This is a genomic window from Paenibacillus mangrovi, assembly GCF_022898935.1.
GTDB classification, from domain to species: domain Bacteria; phylum Bacillota; class Bacilli; order Paenibacillales; family Paenibacillaceae; genus Paenibacillus_AQ; species Paenibacillus_AQ mangrovi.
The window spans coordinates 495,636-513,070 of sequence record NZ_JALIRP010000004.1 but is presented as its reverse complement, the minus strand read 5'-3'; the positions used below and the strand labels follow the sequence as shown (position 1 = coordinate 513,070).

The following is a 17,435-nucleotide window of genomic DNA, read 5'->3' as shown; positions in this document are numbered from 1 at the left end:
TGAAATATGGAAGGCTTCAATTCTAGGAGGTTAGTAACTTGAAAAAAATATTGTATGTGTACGGTGGTCCTGAATTTCACCCGACGAAGGCGGCTGGGGAACTACTAGGTAATTTGATAGATTCCAAGGAAGGTTATTGTCTGGAGACCACTTCCGACCTCGATATGCTAGTTCGTCTGCCCGAAGGGAAATACGCCGCCGTTGTCGTTTACACGACCGGATTTGCTGACGAGCTGACGCCGGAACGCGAGCGTGGGCTGCTTGATTTCATCGAGAGCGGTGGCGGATTTGTCGGCGTTCATTCCGCAGCGGACAGCTTCAGAGGCAGTCGCCGGTATATCGATATGCTGGGTTGCGAGTTTTTGACGCATCCTGACCATCACAGCTTTAAAGTAGAAATCGTGAACACCGATCATCCCGTCACGACAAGGATGGAGTCGTTTACGATCACGGACGAAATGTATCATCTGCATAGCTACGATCCATCCACAGTGACGGTTCTTGCGGAAACGAACTGGCAGGGCAGGAAGCTGCCGCTCGCGTATACCAAATCATACGGCCAAGGCCGGGTCGCCTATTTGGCGAATGGCCATGATTTAAGAGCCTGGATCCATCCGGAATTTCAGAAAATGCTGCTGCGCGCAATCCGTTGGAGCGCCGGGGAAGAGAAACAGTCCGAAAAGATCCGCTGCGGTTTGCTCGGGTTCGGATCGACGTTTAATATGGGGGCCGGGCATGCAAGCTGGATCGGTCAAACCGAAGGCATGGAAGTGATTGCGGTTTGCGACGCTTCGCCTGACAGAATAGCGGCAGCTAAGGAGCAGCTTCCCGGTTTGAAAGGGTATTTTACCAATCTTGATGATATGCTGGCTATGGATGAAGTGGATCTTGTCGTCAACATTTTGCCGCATAATCTGCATGCACCGCTGGCAATGAAGTGTCTTGAATCCGGTAAGCATGTCGTGATGGAAAAACCGTTTTGCCTGACGGTTGCCGAAGGAAAAGATTTAATTCAGAAGGCGCGGGAGCAAGGGGTCATGCTGTCCGTCTTTCATTGCCGGCGCTGGGACGACGACTATATGACGATCCGCGAGCTGCTGAACAAAAGATTAATCGGTGACGTGTTCCACATCGACTACTCGTCCGTAGGCTACCATCAGCCAGGCTTTCAATGGCGCTCCGACAAAGCCGTCAGCGGCGGTATTATGTACGATTGGGGCGCGCATATCATTGACTGGATTCTGAATTTGATCCCATCCGAAATGACTCAGCTGATGGGGGACTTCCAGAAAAGAGTGTGGCATGCAGTAACGAATGAAGATCACGGCAAAATAAATGTCAAATTCAAAAACGGAGTGACGGTCGACATCATGCTGTCATCTATTGCAGCGGTCAACCGGCCGAAATGGCAAATTCTCGGCACCCAAGGCAGCATCGAGATGAACTCGAAGGATGAAATTTATTTGACCAGCATGGTGAACGGCGTTCGCCAGTACAGCAAGATTGAACGGATGTTTGGAGCGGATTGGAAAAAATATTATTGGAATGTCGCCGACCATTTGCTGATGGGCGAGGAACTGATCGTAAAGCCCGAACAAGCGCTGCGTGTCGTCAGCATCTTGGAAGCCGCCTCGCAGAGCTCGGAGTTAGGACGAAGCGTTACACCTGAGGTGCTGTGATCGAGCTTTAGTGCGGTAACAGGAAGCTTTCGTGGTATAGCACCATAGCACCCCACAATTTTGTTCTATATGCATCGGGAAGATAGTTAAGATTGTTCTTAGTAGGGCAAGACCGTATAACAAAAATGACCGGGACCTGCAGTTGGTCCGGTCATTTTCTCGTTACTCAAGATTTTCCCAGACAGCAGTTTCAGGCAAACAAAAAAACAACATCGGCGACACTCCTTGGTGGGCAATATAGTTCTAAAATAAACAAAATAATGTAATTTATCTTCATTAATTCTTCGAATATACTGACAGTATCGTTCCAAACCACTTCGGGAAGAAGGTGAGTCCTTAGTTCGATGAGGATAGAGTTGTTTTGACAGCGCTATCAATTCTGCATGAGATCACGTTTTGAGCATGTAGTCTTGTGAATGACCAATTTAAACTAGGGGTGTTCCTGTGAAAAAGACATTATCCATTCTTCTGATCGTGATGTTCTTAATCCTTACTGCTTGTTCCAATTCAGATGACTCAAAGCAATCGTCCAGTAATACAAACGATAAAGAGCAAACAACCGACAAGAATGCTGCAATGAAAAAAGAGACTCCGGCAGAAGATTTGAAACCGGTTACACTTACAGTTATGCCAATTGCGGTAGGAATTAGCGAAGAAGATTTCAAGCTTCTGTTCACTGACCCAGTCAAAGCGAAGTATCCGAACATTACCGTAGAATTGTTCAAAGGTCCGGAAGGAGCGGGACTGGAAGAGCTGATCGCTGCGAAAAATACGCCGGACATGATGTTGATCTGGAACGGCGCCATGCCTTCTGTGAAGCGATATGAAATGTTCCAGGATATTACTCCGTATATTGAGACAGAAGGCGTGGATATTAATCGTTTTGAACCGGTTGTTCTGGATACGATCCGAAGCGTATCGGACAAAGGCGAATTATACGGACTGCCATTTGCAATGCAATTGAATGCGCTTTATTACAACAAGGATATTTTCGATAAATTCGGCGTTTCTTATCCGACAGACGGAATGACATGGGATCAAGTCACGGAACTCGCGAAGAAAGTAACCGGCAAAGTAGATGAAACGCAATACGGCGGCCTTGAAGCAGGGAATGTGGCGCGATTGTCCTTCCCACTAGGCATCGTGTCTGTTGACGCCAAGACGAATAAAGCAAGCGTCAATAACGATCAATGGAAGCAAGTTTTTCAAACGGCATATAATATTTATAAAATTCCAGGCAACGGAGAAGATGTAGCTTTCGGTTTCTTAGGTAAGACCAACGCGATGCTTGCCGGTATGAACGTTTTCCCTGACCTGGTGAAAATGTCCGAAGAAGGATTCACGAATTGGGATGTTGTTCAATACCCTAGCTACCCAGGCCACGAGAATACATACGGCATGGTTGACGCGCACATCCTGACAATCAACAGTACGTGCGAACACCCGGATGAAGCGATGAAAGCGATCAGCGTGATCACATCCGATGAAGTTCAGAAGCTCAGCGCTTCGAAGACGATGCGCGTAACGGCTCTGACCAATCCGGATGTCCAAAATGCATTCGGCGTCGAAAACCCTTATATTAAGGACAAAAATATCGCCAGCATATTCAAGAGCAAACCTGCACCGGCTCCTGTATTTTCTCCATACGATGGCGACGGCATAGGGATCGCGGATAAAAAGTTCAAAGAGTATTTGGCAGGTAAAGATTTGAATACGGCTTTGCGAGAAGCAGAAGAGGAAATTAATAAGATGCTTGCTGAGAAGCAGCAATAATGTTCAAGGGGGCAGCGTCTCCACATACGTCGATGCCGTCAGCGGCAAGGAATTATAATCCATCGGCGAGACCGTAAACAAAAATGACCGGACCTGTGGTTGTCCGGTCATTTTCTCATGACAAGATGCTCAGAAACGCATTATTCTTGGCGCCGTCTGCCTAATGACTCTCCCTGTATTGGGTCGGTGTCATCCCTTCATGGGCCAGAAACTTTTTGTTAAAATAATTCGGATTGATATAACCCGACTCGATCGCGATTCGTTTGATCGACCAATCCTTTTTCTCGATCAGCAATTGCTTCGCCAATTGTAATCTGCATAAGGTAACGAATTCCAGCGGAGTAAGCTGGGTCAATTTGCGAAACAGTCTGCAGAAGTAAAATTGGCTAATCTCCGCTTTCTCTGCCCATTCCTCAAGTGTAAAAGGAAGATGAGCTTGTCTCTGAATTTGCGGTAGCAGCTTGAGCAGCCTGTCTGCTACCTCCGTTCCTTTATTTGTTGTTAACGGGATTGCATTGCTTACAAACTCCGCAATAATTCCATAGGTTAAATGAGACAATCGGCTGTAATGAAGAGCTTCATGTTTCTCAGCTTCCGTGAGCAGATCATGATAGAGCTGTTCAAATGAGCTCATATCTTTTAGCGTCCATAAAGACGAGCGGTGAAAACCCCGATCAATCAGAAATTGCTTTAACTCAGGTCCTCCGTAAAAATGCACCCATCTCAGTTCCCACGGATCATCTTTGCTGCTATAGTACAATTGGCGCTGGTTCGGGAAATAAAGATAACAATCTCCTTTGACCAGCGCGTACTGACGTTCGTCAACATCCACATACCCTTTCCCGTCAACGACGACATGAATGCTAAATGTATTCCACGATCCCTTGTCGCGTCCCACAAAATGATCCGGCCACTGACCATACCATCCAACAGATTCAGGCAAACAAAAAAAGGGGTGCTCGGAGGGAATCGGAATAAATGCATTTCTAAACAACATCGGCGACACTCCTTAGTGGACAATATAGTTCTATAATAAACAAAATAATATAATTTATCTTTATTAATTCTTCGAATATACTGACATTAAGTTCCTAAACTACTTTGAAAAGAAGGTGAGTCCTCAGTTCGATGAAGATAGCGTTGTTTTGACAGCGTTTTCAATTCTGTATGATATCACTTTTAGAGCATGTTGTCTTGTGAATGATCAATTTAAACTAGGGGTGTTCCTATGAAAAAGACATTATCCATTCTTCTGATCGTGATGTTCTTAATCCTTACTGCTTGTTCCAATTCAGATGACTCAAAGCAATCGTCCAGCAATACAAACGATAAAGAGCAAACAACCGACAAGGATGCTGCAACGAAAAAAGAGACTCCGGCAGAAGATTTGAAACCGGTTACACTTACAGTTATGCCAATTTCAGTAGGGATTAACGAAGAAGACTTCAAGCTTCTGTTCACTGACCCAGTCAAAGCGAAGTATCCGAACATTAACGTAGAATTGTTCAAAGGACCGGAAGGAGCGGGACTGGAAGAGCTGATCGCCGCGAAAAATACGCCGGACATGATGTTGATCTGGAACGGCGCCATGCCTTCTGTGAAGCGATTTGAAATGTTCCAGGACATTACTCCGTATATTGAGAAAGAAGGCGTGGATATTAATCGTTTCGAACCGGTCGTTCTGGATACGATTCGAAACGTATCGGATAATGGCGAGTTATACGGATTGCCTTTTTCTATGCAGTTGAATGCGCTGTATTATAACAAAGAGATTTTCGATAAATTTGGCGTTTCTTATCCGACAGACGGAATGACGTGGAATGAAGTAACGGATCTTGCCAAAAAAGTTACAGGAAAAATTGACGGTACGCAATTTAGCGGTCTAAGTCCGGAGCATCTGGAGCGGTTATCTTTCCCTTACGGCATCACTACGATTGATGCGAAGACGAATAAAGCCAGCATCAATAACGATCAGTGGAAGCAAGTATTTCAAACTGCGTACAATATTTACAAAATTCCGGGCAATGAGAAAGATAAGGCATGGGCATTCTTGGACAAGACAGGTGCGATGTTTGCAGGCTTTAACATATTCCCTAATTTAATGCAAATGTCTGCGGAAGGATTTACGAACTGGGATGTTGTCCAATATCCAAGCTTTCCGGGGCATGAGAATACATACGGCATGGTTGACGCGCACATTCTGACGATCAATAGCACGTCCGAACATCCGGATGAAGCGATGAAAGCGATCAGCGTCATCACATCCGATGAAGTTCAGAAGCTAAGTGCATCGAAGACATTGCGCGTAACGGCTCTGACAAGTCCGGAAGTTCAGAATGCTTTTGGCGCCGACAACCCTTTTATGAAAGGGAAAAATATCGCCGGCGTCTTCAAAAGCAAACCTGCCCCAGCGCCTGTATTTTCTCCATTCAACGGAGACGGCATGGGAATAGCGAATAAAAAATTCGACGAATATTTGGCTGGAAAAGATCTGAACACGGCTTTGCGAGAAGCGGAAGAGGAAATTAATAAGGTGCTATCTGAGAAGCAGCAATAATAATAAGGGCTGCCCGGCTTCACCGGCAGCCCTTAAAGTTCGAAGAATCGCAAGAGACGTTCGCATTAAAAACCGAGCTTGCATCATGCAATCCAAAGCTTTGCCCGGAGGTCATCATCATGCTGAATCAATTACTTGGCTTGCTATTCAGAAATCCGCTGTTGTTGATATACCCGATCGTATTGGATGGACTTTCATTTATCGCGGGACTAATGATCGTTGGTTTTATCGGCACACCGTCATTATCCTATCGTCTTATACTTGAGATGGGGATTCCATCAGTTAGTTATGTCAGCAATATCCCGCAATTCGTTAACCAACTGCAGTTTATGGGGGGGGCAGTTCCGGCAAGCGCATGGATTGTTGTGCTGACCATGCTGCTTGCCACGGTCTTTGCCCAAGGCGGATATATTGCCTCCCTGCGTAATGCTACCCTAGGGCAGCCGAATTCATTGCGACAATTTATGAAAGACGGGAAAAGTCACTGGGTCCGCTTCATCTTCATATTTCTGATTTTTACGGCAGCCAAAACTGCTTTGACAACTCTTCTGGTTGCGTTATTTAACGCCATTGGTTTATTCCTTTCCCTCGTTATATTTGTGATTCTTCGGATTAGGTATATTTATCTGGAATATTGTATCGTTATCGATCGGTTGAATGTCGATGCAGCTTTTCGTCAAAGCCGTCGCTATGTTCAAGCTTCAAGCTTCAAGACGTTTGGTCTCGTAGCCGTGTTGTTCATTGCATCGGGTACGATTAGCTTATTGCTGCACTGGGCATGGAGTCCGGTTGCCGTCATGGCTGCTATACCGGTATGCGCAGTTGTTAGCGGTGTAATACAACTGGCCTTCATGCAGCAGCTATGTCAAACCAAACAAACATTTTGATCATGACGATATGGGAGTATACAAAAAAGCAAGGGAGGAACACTCATTGTCGAGAATTTGTTTTGATCATGTTCATAAACGTTACGGAAAATTTAAAGAATACGCGGTGAAAGATTTCAACCTGGAAGTAGAGGACAGGGAATTTCTCGTCTTTGTTGGTTCTTCAGGCTGCGGAAAGTCGACCACCTTGCGAATGCTTGCGGGACTCGAGGATATTTCGGAAGGCGAAATTTATATCGGCGATACGATTGTGAACGATATGCCGCCCAAAGACCGCGACATTTCGATGGTTTTTCAGAACTATGCGCTTTATCCAAATATGTCGGTCTACGAAAATATTGCTTTTGGCTTACAGATGAGAAAGCTTCCAAAGCATGAAATTGAGCAATCTGTTAAACGTGCCGCACGCGTACTAGAAATTGAGAACTTCCTGGATCGCAAGCCTAGGGAGCTGTCTGGCGGTCAGCGCCAGCGGGTTGCGCTTGGTAGGGCAATCGTCCGCACGCCTCAGGCGTTTCTGATGGACGAGCCTCTCTCCAACCTGGATGCGAAGCTGCGCGTGCAGATGCGTTCGGAAATTATTAGACTACACAAAAAAATCGGCGTAACGACGATTTATGTTACGCACGATCAGATTGAAGCGATGACGATGGGAGATCGCATTGTCGTGATGGAGAAAGGGATCGTACAGCAAGTGGATACGCCCGAGAAAATATATAATCAACCGGCAAATTTGTTCGTTGCCAATTTTATCGGCAATCCTCCGATGAACTTTATTCATGGAAGATTGGAAGAGCATGATGGAGGACTCGAATTCCAGACGAAGCGTTTCGCATTGAAGCTAACCGAGAAACAAGCTTATACATTAAGACGCCAGAATTTGGTCGATAAAAAGATCATATTGGGTGCCCGTCCGGAAAATATCAGCTTTGAACAGATCATGTTGGAAGCGTACCCGCATTCCATCATCAACGGAACGATGGAATTAAGTGAATTTGTCGGTTCGGACCGCTATTATCATATGAATATTGGAATGGAGAAAAATCTAGTTGCCAGGGCGCACCCCCGTTATCACTTTGATGACGGAATGAAAACTTCCGTGGCCGTGGACATGAACAAGGCGTTGTTTTTCCATAAAGATACAGGGATTTTATTAACAGAGTAACGGGGGGCGCGAATAATGAAGAGGGGAATTCGTACGGTTGGGCGATTGTTACTCCTTATCTTAGCTGTTGCCCTAATAGGTGTCCCAGTGTTATCGGATCATGCGCGAGGTGAGCAAAAAGCTGCCGATCAGGGCAGTGAAAATACGGTTATTCAAGATGTTTCGACTCGCGAGCCCTATTTCTATTCAATGGCGAACAAATGGGAACATGACAACGTTCCAGCTGGAGCCCAAGAAATCCGGATTGAAGCAAGATCTTTTAGTAGGAAGTCGGATGATGCTGAAGTTTCTGTCGGCTCCTATCAAGGTGAAGACAACGTTCTTTTATGGTCTAAGCCTAAAGGTTGGGTGGAGTACGAAGTAAATGCGGAGAAAGAGGGAATTTATGAAATAGAAACTGAATATTTTCCGTATATTCAAGCCGACGGGGGACACCGGCAATCGGTTATGATGAGTGTCCAGATCAATGGAGATTTCCCGTTTCGTGAAGCTCATTCCATTGCTCTGGAGAGGCAGTTTGCTGAAGCGGGAGCGGAGAAATACGATGATGCCGGCAATCAGCTGCGTTCCTTGATCCGTGAGGAGACAAGTTGGAAAACGACATCTTTTCGTGATTCGGAAGGAGCGTATAGCCAGCCGCTGCTATGGCATTTGAATAAAGGGAAGAACACGATTCGTATCGAATCGGTTCGTGAGCCGGTCGCCGTGAAATCATTCCGTCTACAAGCGAAGGCAGCCTTGCCTGCTTACGAAGATGTGAAAAAATTGTATCCTGACGTTTCTGCAAACGGAAACAAAAATGTCATTGCAATTGAGGGCGAGCAGTTCAGTTATAAAAACTCATCTTCCATTCAAACTACGTACGATCGCAGTCCGCTAACGGAGCCGGAATCGCTCGATTTGGTTCGTTACAATACGATTGGCGGCACGGGATGGAATAAGGGCGGTCAAGCGATAACTTGGGAATTCGAAGCGCCGAAAGACGGCGTCTACCATTTGACCTTGCGCGCAAAACAAAGCTTACATAAAAATTTGTCCGTATTCCGCAATATTTATATCGATGGAAAAATTCCTTTTCAAGAAATGAAAAACGTTCAGTTTCCCTACAGCAGCGATTGGAAAGGAATCACCCTAGAAAATCCGGATGGGAAGCCTTATGAGTTTTATTTCACCAAAGGAAAGCATTCGATCAAGATGGAATCGACATATGAGCCATACGTACCGATTATCCTTCAAATTGACCAAATCTCCAAGGAGCTGCGCGATATCGCCAGAGAGCTGCGCATTGCTACAGGAAACAGCAATGACCCTTACCGGGTGTGGAACATCGATAAAGATATACCTGGAATGAAGGAAAGGCTGGACACGATGAAGACGCAATTTGCTCAATTGACGGATCAAATGCTGGCCATTAATAAGGTGACCGACAATGTATCGCAAATATTTAAAACGAGCGCAAAGGATTTGGAAGATTTACTCAAAGACCCAAACGAGATCCCATATAGTCAATTGACTATCGGGACACTGCAAGAGAAGATCGAGATGCAGCGCAAAGATTTGATGGATACGCCGTTTCAGATCGATCGAATCTTTGTTTCGGAGCCGAAAGCGAAGTTGCCCAGAATGGAATCTAACTTCTTCGAGAAGTCGTGGAATATGGTTGAAACGACATTTTATTCGTTTACAAATAAAAACCAGCTCGATCAGCAATCTGACGATGAGCTTAACATCTGGATGTTCAAAGGCCGAGACTACGTTGACGAGCTGCAGCAGCTGGCCAATGAACAATTTACGCCGGAGCACGGCATTAAAGTTCGGATCAACTTGATCCAGTCTGCCGATCTGATCGTTCTTGGCAAGGCGGCGGGCATTTTGCCCGATATCGCGATTGGGGTGCCCAGCGGATCGATATTTGATTATGCATTACGGGACGCGATTTACGACTTTTCGAAGTTCCCGGACTCGCAGCAGCTCATCAATAAATTCCATCCAGGCATTATGCAGCCTTACCGCTATAATGGCGGGATTTATGGTATTCCGGAAACGAACAACTTTAATATCATGTTCTATCGAAAAGACATTTTGCAGCAGCTTGGTTTGACCGTTCCGCAAACTTGGGATGACGTGTATAAAATGCTGCCAACACTGCTTCAGAACGAAGCCAACTTCTATGTGCCGCCAGACAACTACTCATTCTTTTTCTTCCAGAAGGGTGTAGAGCTGTATACGAAGGATGGACTTTCGAGCGCATTAAGCGAGCCACAAGCATTTGAAGCATTCAAACAATGGACGGACTTGTTCAATGTCTTCGGACTGGAGCGTCAAGTCAATAGTTTCTATCAACAATTCAGAGACGGCACATTGCCGATCGGGATCGGAGATTTCAATACTTATATGCAATTGCTTGTCGCGGCGCCGGAAATTATGAACGAGTGGGCGATTGCGCCGATTCCCGGCACGAAACAATCGGACGGCACGATTGCCAGGTGGGCTGCAGGCGGAGCGCCAACGGCAAACGTTTTGTTCAACGATACACCCACAGAAAAACGTGATCTCGCTTGGGAATTCATGAAATGGTATATGTCCGATGACATACAAACGGAATTTGGTCTGAACCTGGAACAATATCGCGGTGAGACGTTCCGCTGGAACTCGGCCAATGTTCAAGCATTCGCAAACATGCCTTGGAAGCAGGAAGATCTCGATGTCATTCTCAAACAATGGCAATGGATTAAAGAATATCCGAACGTTCCCGGCGGATATATGACCAATCGTGAGATTGGATTTGCCTGGAACAAAGTAGCCATTGATCAAGAAAATCCACGGATTGCCCTAGAACAAGCGGTTAAAGAAATCAATCGTGAGATGAAACGCAAGCAGCAAGAGTTTAATTATATCGATGCGGAAGGGCATGTGTTGAAAAAACTGGATATTGAAACAATTTCAGAACCATGGAAAGGAGTGAACTTAATTGACAGGTAATGCCACAGCCCTTTCCGATAAGCAGAGCAGCGCTCCTGCAGTTGGAACGAAGTCAAGCGTTTCGCAGCGAATCCATGGTTTGATGACAGAAATGTGGAAATACCGTCTCTCCTATGCTTTTATATTTCCTTTTATGGCGATGTTCATCATTTTTATTCTGATTCCTGTTGTTGCCGGCGTTCTGCTCAGTTTCACCTATTTTAACGCTTTCGACTTCCCAACTTGGCGCGGCTGGCTTAACTATCAGAACCTGTTCTCGCAAGATGTTGTATTTTTGCAGCATGTGCTGCCGAACTCGTTCAAATTCGCGGTATTCGTAGGACCGGTTGGCTACATTCTTGCCTTTTTGCTTGCTTGGCTAATCTCCCAGCTGCCCAGTACGCTGCGTACCTGGTATGCGCTTGCAATGTACGCGCCGTCGTTGTCCGCCGGTGTTGCGATGACCGTCGTATGGACGGTCATGTTTACCGGTGATCGCTCCGGTTATATTAACAGCTTTTTGCTCAAGTGGGGCATTATCGATAAGCCAGTCTATTTATTGATCGATCAAGATTATTTGCTGAACATTATGATCGTCATCTCAATATGGTCCTCAATGGGGATTGGATTCCTGGCCATTTTGGCCGGTATTCTCAATGTGGACAAACAATTGTACGAAGCGGGTAAAATTGACGGGATATCAAGCCGTCTGCAGGAAGTATGGTATATTACGGTGCCGATGATGAAACCGCAGATGATGTTCGCAGCAATCATGTCGATCGTTCATACGATTAAATCCGGCGGTATTGGAGTTCAATTGTCAGGCAGCAACCCGACGCCGAATTATGCCGGTCAGTTATTGCTCGATCATATCAGCGACTATGGATTTATCCGGTTTGAGCTTGGTTATGCCAGTGCTATATCCATCTTCGTTCTTCTGTTGTGTTACGTGCTCAGTAAATTTTTTGGCTTTTTATTTGCGCCGAAGGAGGATGAATAATGCAGGAATCTCGTTTGATTGTGGTCAAGCGAAGATTAACCGTCAAGTGGGAAGATTTCGTGCTCGCGATAAGATTGCTTGAGCGAGCGCAGATCTGGATCGCCATTTTACTGTTGCCGCTTGCAGCATTCATGCTGCTTCCGCTTGTATACCTTTTCAATCATGCGTTCAAGCCGTTGCATGAGCTGTTTCTATTCCCGCCGACTTTTATTGTCAGGGAGCCAACCACTAGCAATTTTGCGGAATTGCTTGCCTTGTCTGAATCCACCATTGTCCCGGTATCCCGGTATATTTTTAACAGCATTGTGGTCACATTTCTTTCTACCGTTGCGATGGTCGTCACAAGTGCGATGTGCGCTTATCCGCTATCCAAGCATCCGTTTCCAGGATCGAAAATCGTATTGGGTCTAATCATGCTGGCTTTGCTTTTCGCAACGGAGGCGGTTGCGATTCCACGTTTTATCGTGATCCAAAGCCTTGGCATCATGAATACATATCTTGGCCACGTGCTGCCGTTGGTCGCCTTGCCGGTCGGTGTTTTCCTGTTGAAACAGTTCATGGACCAGATCCCGAACGACTTAATGGAAGCAGCTAAAATTGACGGCGCGCGAGAATTCACCATTTTTATGCGTATTGTGATCCCGCTCGTCCAGCCGGCAATTGCAACGATTTCCATTCTCGCTTTTCAATCCGCGTGGGGAAATACGGAGACATCAACCTTGTTCATGCAGGAAGACGCGATGAAAACGCTGCCTTTCTATATGAGCACATTGACATCAGGTCTTGCGAACTCTGTAGCCAGACAGGGAGCTGCTGCAGCTGGGGCATTGATCATGTTTATCCCGTCTCTGGTCGTATTTATCGTCTCCCAGCGAAAAGTCATCGCGACGATGGCGCATTCGGGGATTAAATAAGCAGAGGAGAACGGAGGTTATGCCATGCATAAAAATCTTGGCAAATGGATATGTTCGCTTTGGCTCGTCTGTCTAATTTCTTTGACGGCATTCCCGATGGAAGCGATCGCCGATGTGCCTTATCGAACGTTTACGAAAAATAGCTACGGACGTAATATATCGACTCAACCCGCCTATTCTCCGGCAGGCGTTCTGGCGCAGGAGATTCCAATCGTGGGCGATAAGGGCGAGACCCAGTATACAACGCTGCAGAGGCCGCAGGATCTATTTATTGCTCCTGACGATGATATCTATATTGCCGATACGGACAACAATCGAATTGTTCATCTCAATGAGCAAGGCGAGCTCGTCAAGATCATCACCGTGCCTAAGAGTCCGCTGAAGCAGCCGCAAGGCGTATTTGTTGCCGAGAACGGAGATATCTATATCGCCGATACAGGAAACAAGCGGGTTGTCCAATTGAACAGCCATGGCGAATGGATCAGAGAAATAGGCCGTCCGGAATCACGGTATGTGAATGAAGCGTTTGTTTACGAGCCGACGAATATGGTTGTCGACAAACGCGGATTTATATACGTCGTATCCAAAGGAAGCTATAATGGCATCGTCCAATTCAACCCGGAAGGCAAATTCGATAAGTTTTTCGGAACGAATAAAACGGAAGTCACTGCAATGGATATCATTCGCAGACAGTTTTATACGAAGGAGCAGTTAAGCCGGCAAGTTCGATTGCTGCCCGTTACGATCCGCAACATCGATATCGATGAGCGAGGCTTCATCTACACGGTTTCCGGTTCCAAAACAGAGCAAATCAAAAAAATGAACATTCGGGGAGAGAACGTATGGAAAGATATCGAGTTCAACAAAAATATGAGATCTTTCTCCGACCTGGACAAAAAGGATGACATACCGGTTGCAGAGATTACGGACGCTTCCGTGGACAGCAACGGCAACGTGGCGATTATTGATAAATCGCGGAACATCATTTCCCAATATGATTCAAACGGATCGTTACTGTTCTATTGGAATGGACGTTCCGTCGTTGGAAAATCGCTTGTCGGATTGACGACTGCTCCGGTTGCGGTAGAAACCAATTCGAAAAATCGTCTTTATATTTTGGACGAAGCGCTTGGTCTCATCCAGGTGTATGAACCAACCGAGTTTGGCGCAGCCGTTCATGAAGCTTACAGGCTAATGCAGGAAGGGAAATATTCGGAGGCGGAGAAACATTGGGAAAACGTACTGAAGTTGAACGCGCACTTCTCTCCAGCCTATGAAGGACTCGCGCAGGCTGCATTTTTTCGCGGCGAATATGAGCGTTCGAGGGAATTGTTTAAGCTTGCAGGCGATGGTGAAGGATACTCCGATTCATTCTGGCAACTTCGTTTGCAATGGTTCCAAGCAAACTTCTCCACATTGGCTAACAGCGTGATTATCACGGTTATCTTGATATGGTTCTTCACTTTCCTGAAGAAAAAATTCAAGTTCCGCGTCATCCCGAAAATGAGCAGGCTGAAACGAAAGATATGGTACCAGCAGGCGAAGCATGTGTTTTATATTTTGAAGCATCCGCTAGATGGCTTTACCGATTTGCGTTTTCTGAGTAAAGGCGGTTATACGAGCGCCATCATCATTTTATTGTTAACGATCGGAACGATTCTTGTGAAATCGTATTATACGAGCTTTACATTCAATCCGGTTCCGGTTTATGCCAAAGGTTCGACGTCTACGCTGACGATCTTCCTGGCAACGTGGCTGTCATGGGTCGTTTGCAATTATTTGATCGGTTCCATCCGGCAAGGTGAAGCGCGGTTTAAGGACGTATTCGTTGGAAGCTCATATTCGTTATTCCCGGTTATATTGCTGGGGCTACCGCTGGCAGCCCTCTCGAATATATTTACGCTTAGCGAAATGTCGATTTATGGCTCAATCGGGACAGGAATGATGTTGTGGTGCGGACTATTATTTTTCTGGAATATCCAGGCGCTGCAAAACTATGGTGTCGGAGAAACGGTAGTCAACATTTTGCTTACGGTCTTAACGATGATTATCTTATGGGTCGTAATATTCATCTTGATCGGATTGTCTTCTGAATTTTTCAGCTTCGTTTATACCATTTATCAGGAGGTGTCGATGTGATGCGCTTGTTTCGCTCCAGAAAACTGCCAATAATCGTTGTGATCGGCATCTTATCCGCGTCGTTGCTCGGCAGCTTCATCTATGCAAAGTCCGATTCTGTGGATCAGAACGCAAAGGCAAAGTCTGATTCAGTGGATCAGAACGCAAAGGCAAAGTCCGATTCTGCGGATCAGAACGCAAAGGCAAAGTCCGATTCTGTGGATCAGAACGCAAAGGCAAAGTCCAGCGTTCGCGTAGCTTCGGCTTCCAAACCGAGTGGAAGCTTGCCGGACGAAACTCGGTTCCAGCCCATTGCCGAGAATAATAGGCTACAGCTTAAAGCCGACCCAACCTCCGGACACTTTACGGTAACAAGCAAACAAACAGGGGAAATATGGCGTTCTTTTCCTAACTCGCAAAATTGGCAGGATAAGCTGAATACAGATGCATGGAAAGTTCATCTTGGCTCTCCTTTTATGTTCCGTTATTTGGAGTTCAATACACGCAAAGATTTGCTTATCGAATCGAACTTTAATGCGCAAGGAGGGACGGTCACCGGGTTTGAAAAAACGGACGACGGTTTCAAAATCCGTTATGAGATGCCGGATATCGGCTTCATTATTCCGGTAGAAGTGAAGCTCGGCGAAGATTTCGTCGAAACGAAAATATTGGCGGACGGCTTGGTCGATGAAAAGGTGTACCCGAAAGGTGAGAAGGATCCGAAGGCCAGACTGGCGTCCATTCGTTTATTCCCGTTTTTGGACGCGCAGACGTCGGACAATGAGGACGGCTTCTTGTTCGTACCGGACGGTCCGGGTGCGCTGCTCGACTTTAAAAAGCATCGTACGGGTACGCAGAACCTATATTCGGAACGCATATATGGCGATGACTTGGCATACAGCAACCGCAACACGATGTCCGACCGCAATCCGGTTTCATTGCCGGTTTTCGGATTGAAATCGAATAAACAAGCGGTACTCGGCGTCGTTACCGAAGGCGGGGAGTATGCAAACATTGTTGCGGCGCCTTCAGGATCGTTCAGCCAATACAACTGGGTGACGCCCGAGTACCAATACCGGTTTAAGTTTTTCCAGCCGACCGATACGAAGAAGCTTAACGGCTACTTGACTTATAGTACGGAGATTACGAAGTCGGATCGGGCGACCCGTTATTATTTCATCGATGAACAAAATAACCAAGAGATCAGTTACGTTACGCTCGCTGAGCGCTATCGTGCGCATTTGATGCAGGAATACGGAATGAAGCCGTTGACGAATGCCAAGTTGAAGCTCCAGCTTCATCTGCTTGGCGGCGATACGGAAGACGGATTTTTATGGGATTCTTATTTGCCGCTGACAACAACGGAAGAGGCCACCAAGATCGTAAATGACTTGCTCGCGGTTGGCGTAAAAGATATGGACATTTCCTATCTCGGGTGGCAAAACGACGGCTATAGCGAATACGGTGGCGCTTTCCCTGTTCCAAACAAACTAGGCGGCAACGAAGGGATGAAGAAGTTTGCCGAGTATGCGAATTCAAAAGGCCTATCGGTGTACCTTGACGCTTCTTCCTATACCTTTAATAGCGGCAGCAAGGATGGATTCCGAAAAAACAGGGACGGTCTTCGTGATCTGGGCTCCTCCATTATCGGGACGGTTGTCAGTCCAAGGTTTATGGAGAAAGTTTTTGTAGACGATTTGGAGGAAGCGAAGTCGCTTGGAATCAACGGTTACCTCCTCGGATATGGGATTGGAAGCTTCTTAAATACCGACTATAACGAAAATTATTTGTCGACCAGGGAGCAATCCAAGGAAATTCAGGTCCGGTTGTTTGAGCAAACGAAAGAGGCGCTCGGTGATGTGCAAGTTGCAAGAGGCAACGAGTATACATTGCAATATATAAATCATTTGGATAACCTGCCATCCACCTATTCTTATGATTTGTTTGTCGATCGCGTAGTCCCTTTTGTGCAAATCGCGCTTCATGGCCTAACAACTTATTCGTTCAATTACGCCAACTTGAGCGATGATTACAGGGAGGCCTTCTTGAAAGGCATAGAATATGGCGCTGTCCCGTCTTTCGTCGTAACCTATGCTCAGTCCGAGGAATTGCTAAAATCATTAAACTTACAACAATTTTACAGCACAAATTATAGAGACTGGATTCAAGAGATGGAATCGCAATATAAGAATTACGAAGAAGCGCTCGGCGATGTACAGGATAAGTTCATTACGGGGCATCGTGAATTGATGAGCGGGGTTTATGAAACGACATACAGCAACGGCAAACAAATTATTGTGAATTATAACAATAAGAAGGTTACTGTCGGCAGCCATGTTGTCGAAGCGAAAAATTACATCGTCAACCAGGGAGGTGCGTAA

11 protein-coding genes are annotated in these 17,435 nt (G+C 46.1%); 10 read left to right on the top strand and 1 reads right to left on the bottom strand.

The annotated features are described in order from the left end of the window. Positions 1–38: 38 nt before the first annotated feature. Positions 39–1,679 (top strand): ThuA domain-containing protein, encoded by a 1,641-nt coding sequence (locus MUG84_RS13000; protein WP_244725434.1) that lies wholly within the window; start codon positions 39–41, stop codon positions 1,677–1,679. A gap of 444 nt (positions 1,680–2,123) precedes the next feature. Beyond that, positions 2,124–3,452, top strand: a complete 1,329-nt coding sequence (locus MUG84_RS12995; RefSeq protein ID WP_244725432.1) for an ABC transporter substrate-binding protein — start codon at positions 2,124–2,126, stop codon at positions 3,450–3,452. Positions 3,453–3,612: 160 nt separating this feature from the next. On the opposite strand, the gene MUG84_RS12990 is transcribed toward MUG84_RS12995, so the two are convergent. Next, positions 3,613–4,449 (bottom strand): helix-turn-helix transcriptional regulator, encoded by an 837-nt coding sequence (locus tag MUG84_RS12990; protein ID WP_244725431.1) that lies wholly within the window; start codon positions 4,447–4,449, stop codon positions 3,613–3,615. Positions 4,450–4,680: 231 nt separating this feature from the next. Here MUG84_RS12990 and MUG84_RS12985 point away from each other — a divergent pair, with 231 nt between their 5' ends. The 8 genes from MUG84_RS12985 (at position 4,681) to MUG84_RS12950 (ending at position 17,435) form a co-directional block, all read left to right on the top strand. Continuing rightward, positions 4,681–6,009, top strand: a complete 1,329-nt coding sequence (locus MUG84_RS12985) for an ABC transporter substrate-binding protein (protein ID WP_244725430.1) — start codon at positions 4,681–4,683, stop codon at positions 6,007–6,009. Positions 6,010–6,128: 119 nt separating this feature from the next. Continuing rightward, a complete protein-coding gene (locus MUG84_RS12980; RefSeq protein ID WP_244725429.1) occupies positions 6,129–6,896 on the top strand; it encodes a hypothetical protein in 768 nt (255 codons plus the stop codon). Between the two features lie 46 nt (positions 6,897–6,942). After that, positions 6,943–8,061: an ABC transporter ATP-binding protein gene (locus MUG84_RS12975; RefSeq protein WP_244725427.1), complete on the top strand. Its 1,119-nt coding sequence runs from the start codon at positions 6,943–6,945 to the stop codon at positions 8,059–8,061. A gap of 15 nt (positions 8,062–8,076) precedes the next feature. Continuing rightward, a complete protein-coding gene (locus MUG84_RS12970) occupies positions 8,077–11,043 on the top strand; it encodes an extracellular solute-binding protein (protein ID WP_244725426.1) in 2,967 nt (988 codons plus the stop codon). Beyond that, entirely contained in the window at positions 11,033–12,022 is a 990-nt protein-coding gene (locus tag MUG84_RS12965) for a carbohydrate ABC transporter permease (RefSeq protein WP_425313212.1), read from the top strand. Before MUG84_RS12970 ends, MUG84_RS12965 begins: the two co-directional genes overlap by 11 nt. After that, positions 12,022–12,936: a carbohydrate ABC transporter permease gene (locus MUG84_RS12960; RefSeq protein WP_244725425.1), complete on the top strand. Its 915-nt coding sequence runs from the start codon at positions 12,022–12,024 to the stop codon at positions 12,934–12,936. The genes MUG84_RS12965 and MUG84_RS12960 overlap by 1 nt, the downstream gene beginning before the upstream one ends. A 24-nt stretch (positions 12,937–12,960) precedes the next feature. Further along, on the top strand, positions 12,961–15,075 hold the full coding sequence (locus tag MUG84_RS12955; RefSeq protein ID WP_244725424.1) for a YIP1 family protein: 2,115 nt from the start codon (positions 12,961–12,963) through the stop codon (positions 15,073–15,075). Continuing rightward, a complete protein-coding gene (locus MUG84_RS12950; RefSeq protein ID WP_244725490.1) occupies positions 15,075–17,435 on the top strand; it encodes a DUF5696 domain-containing protein in 2,361 nt (786 codons plus the stop codon). Before MUG84_RS12955 ends, MUG84_RS12950 begins: the two co-directional genes overlap by 1 nt.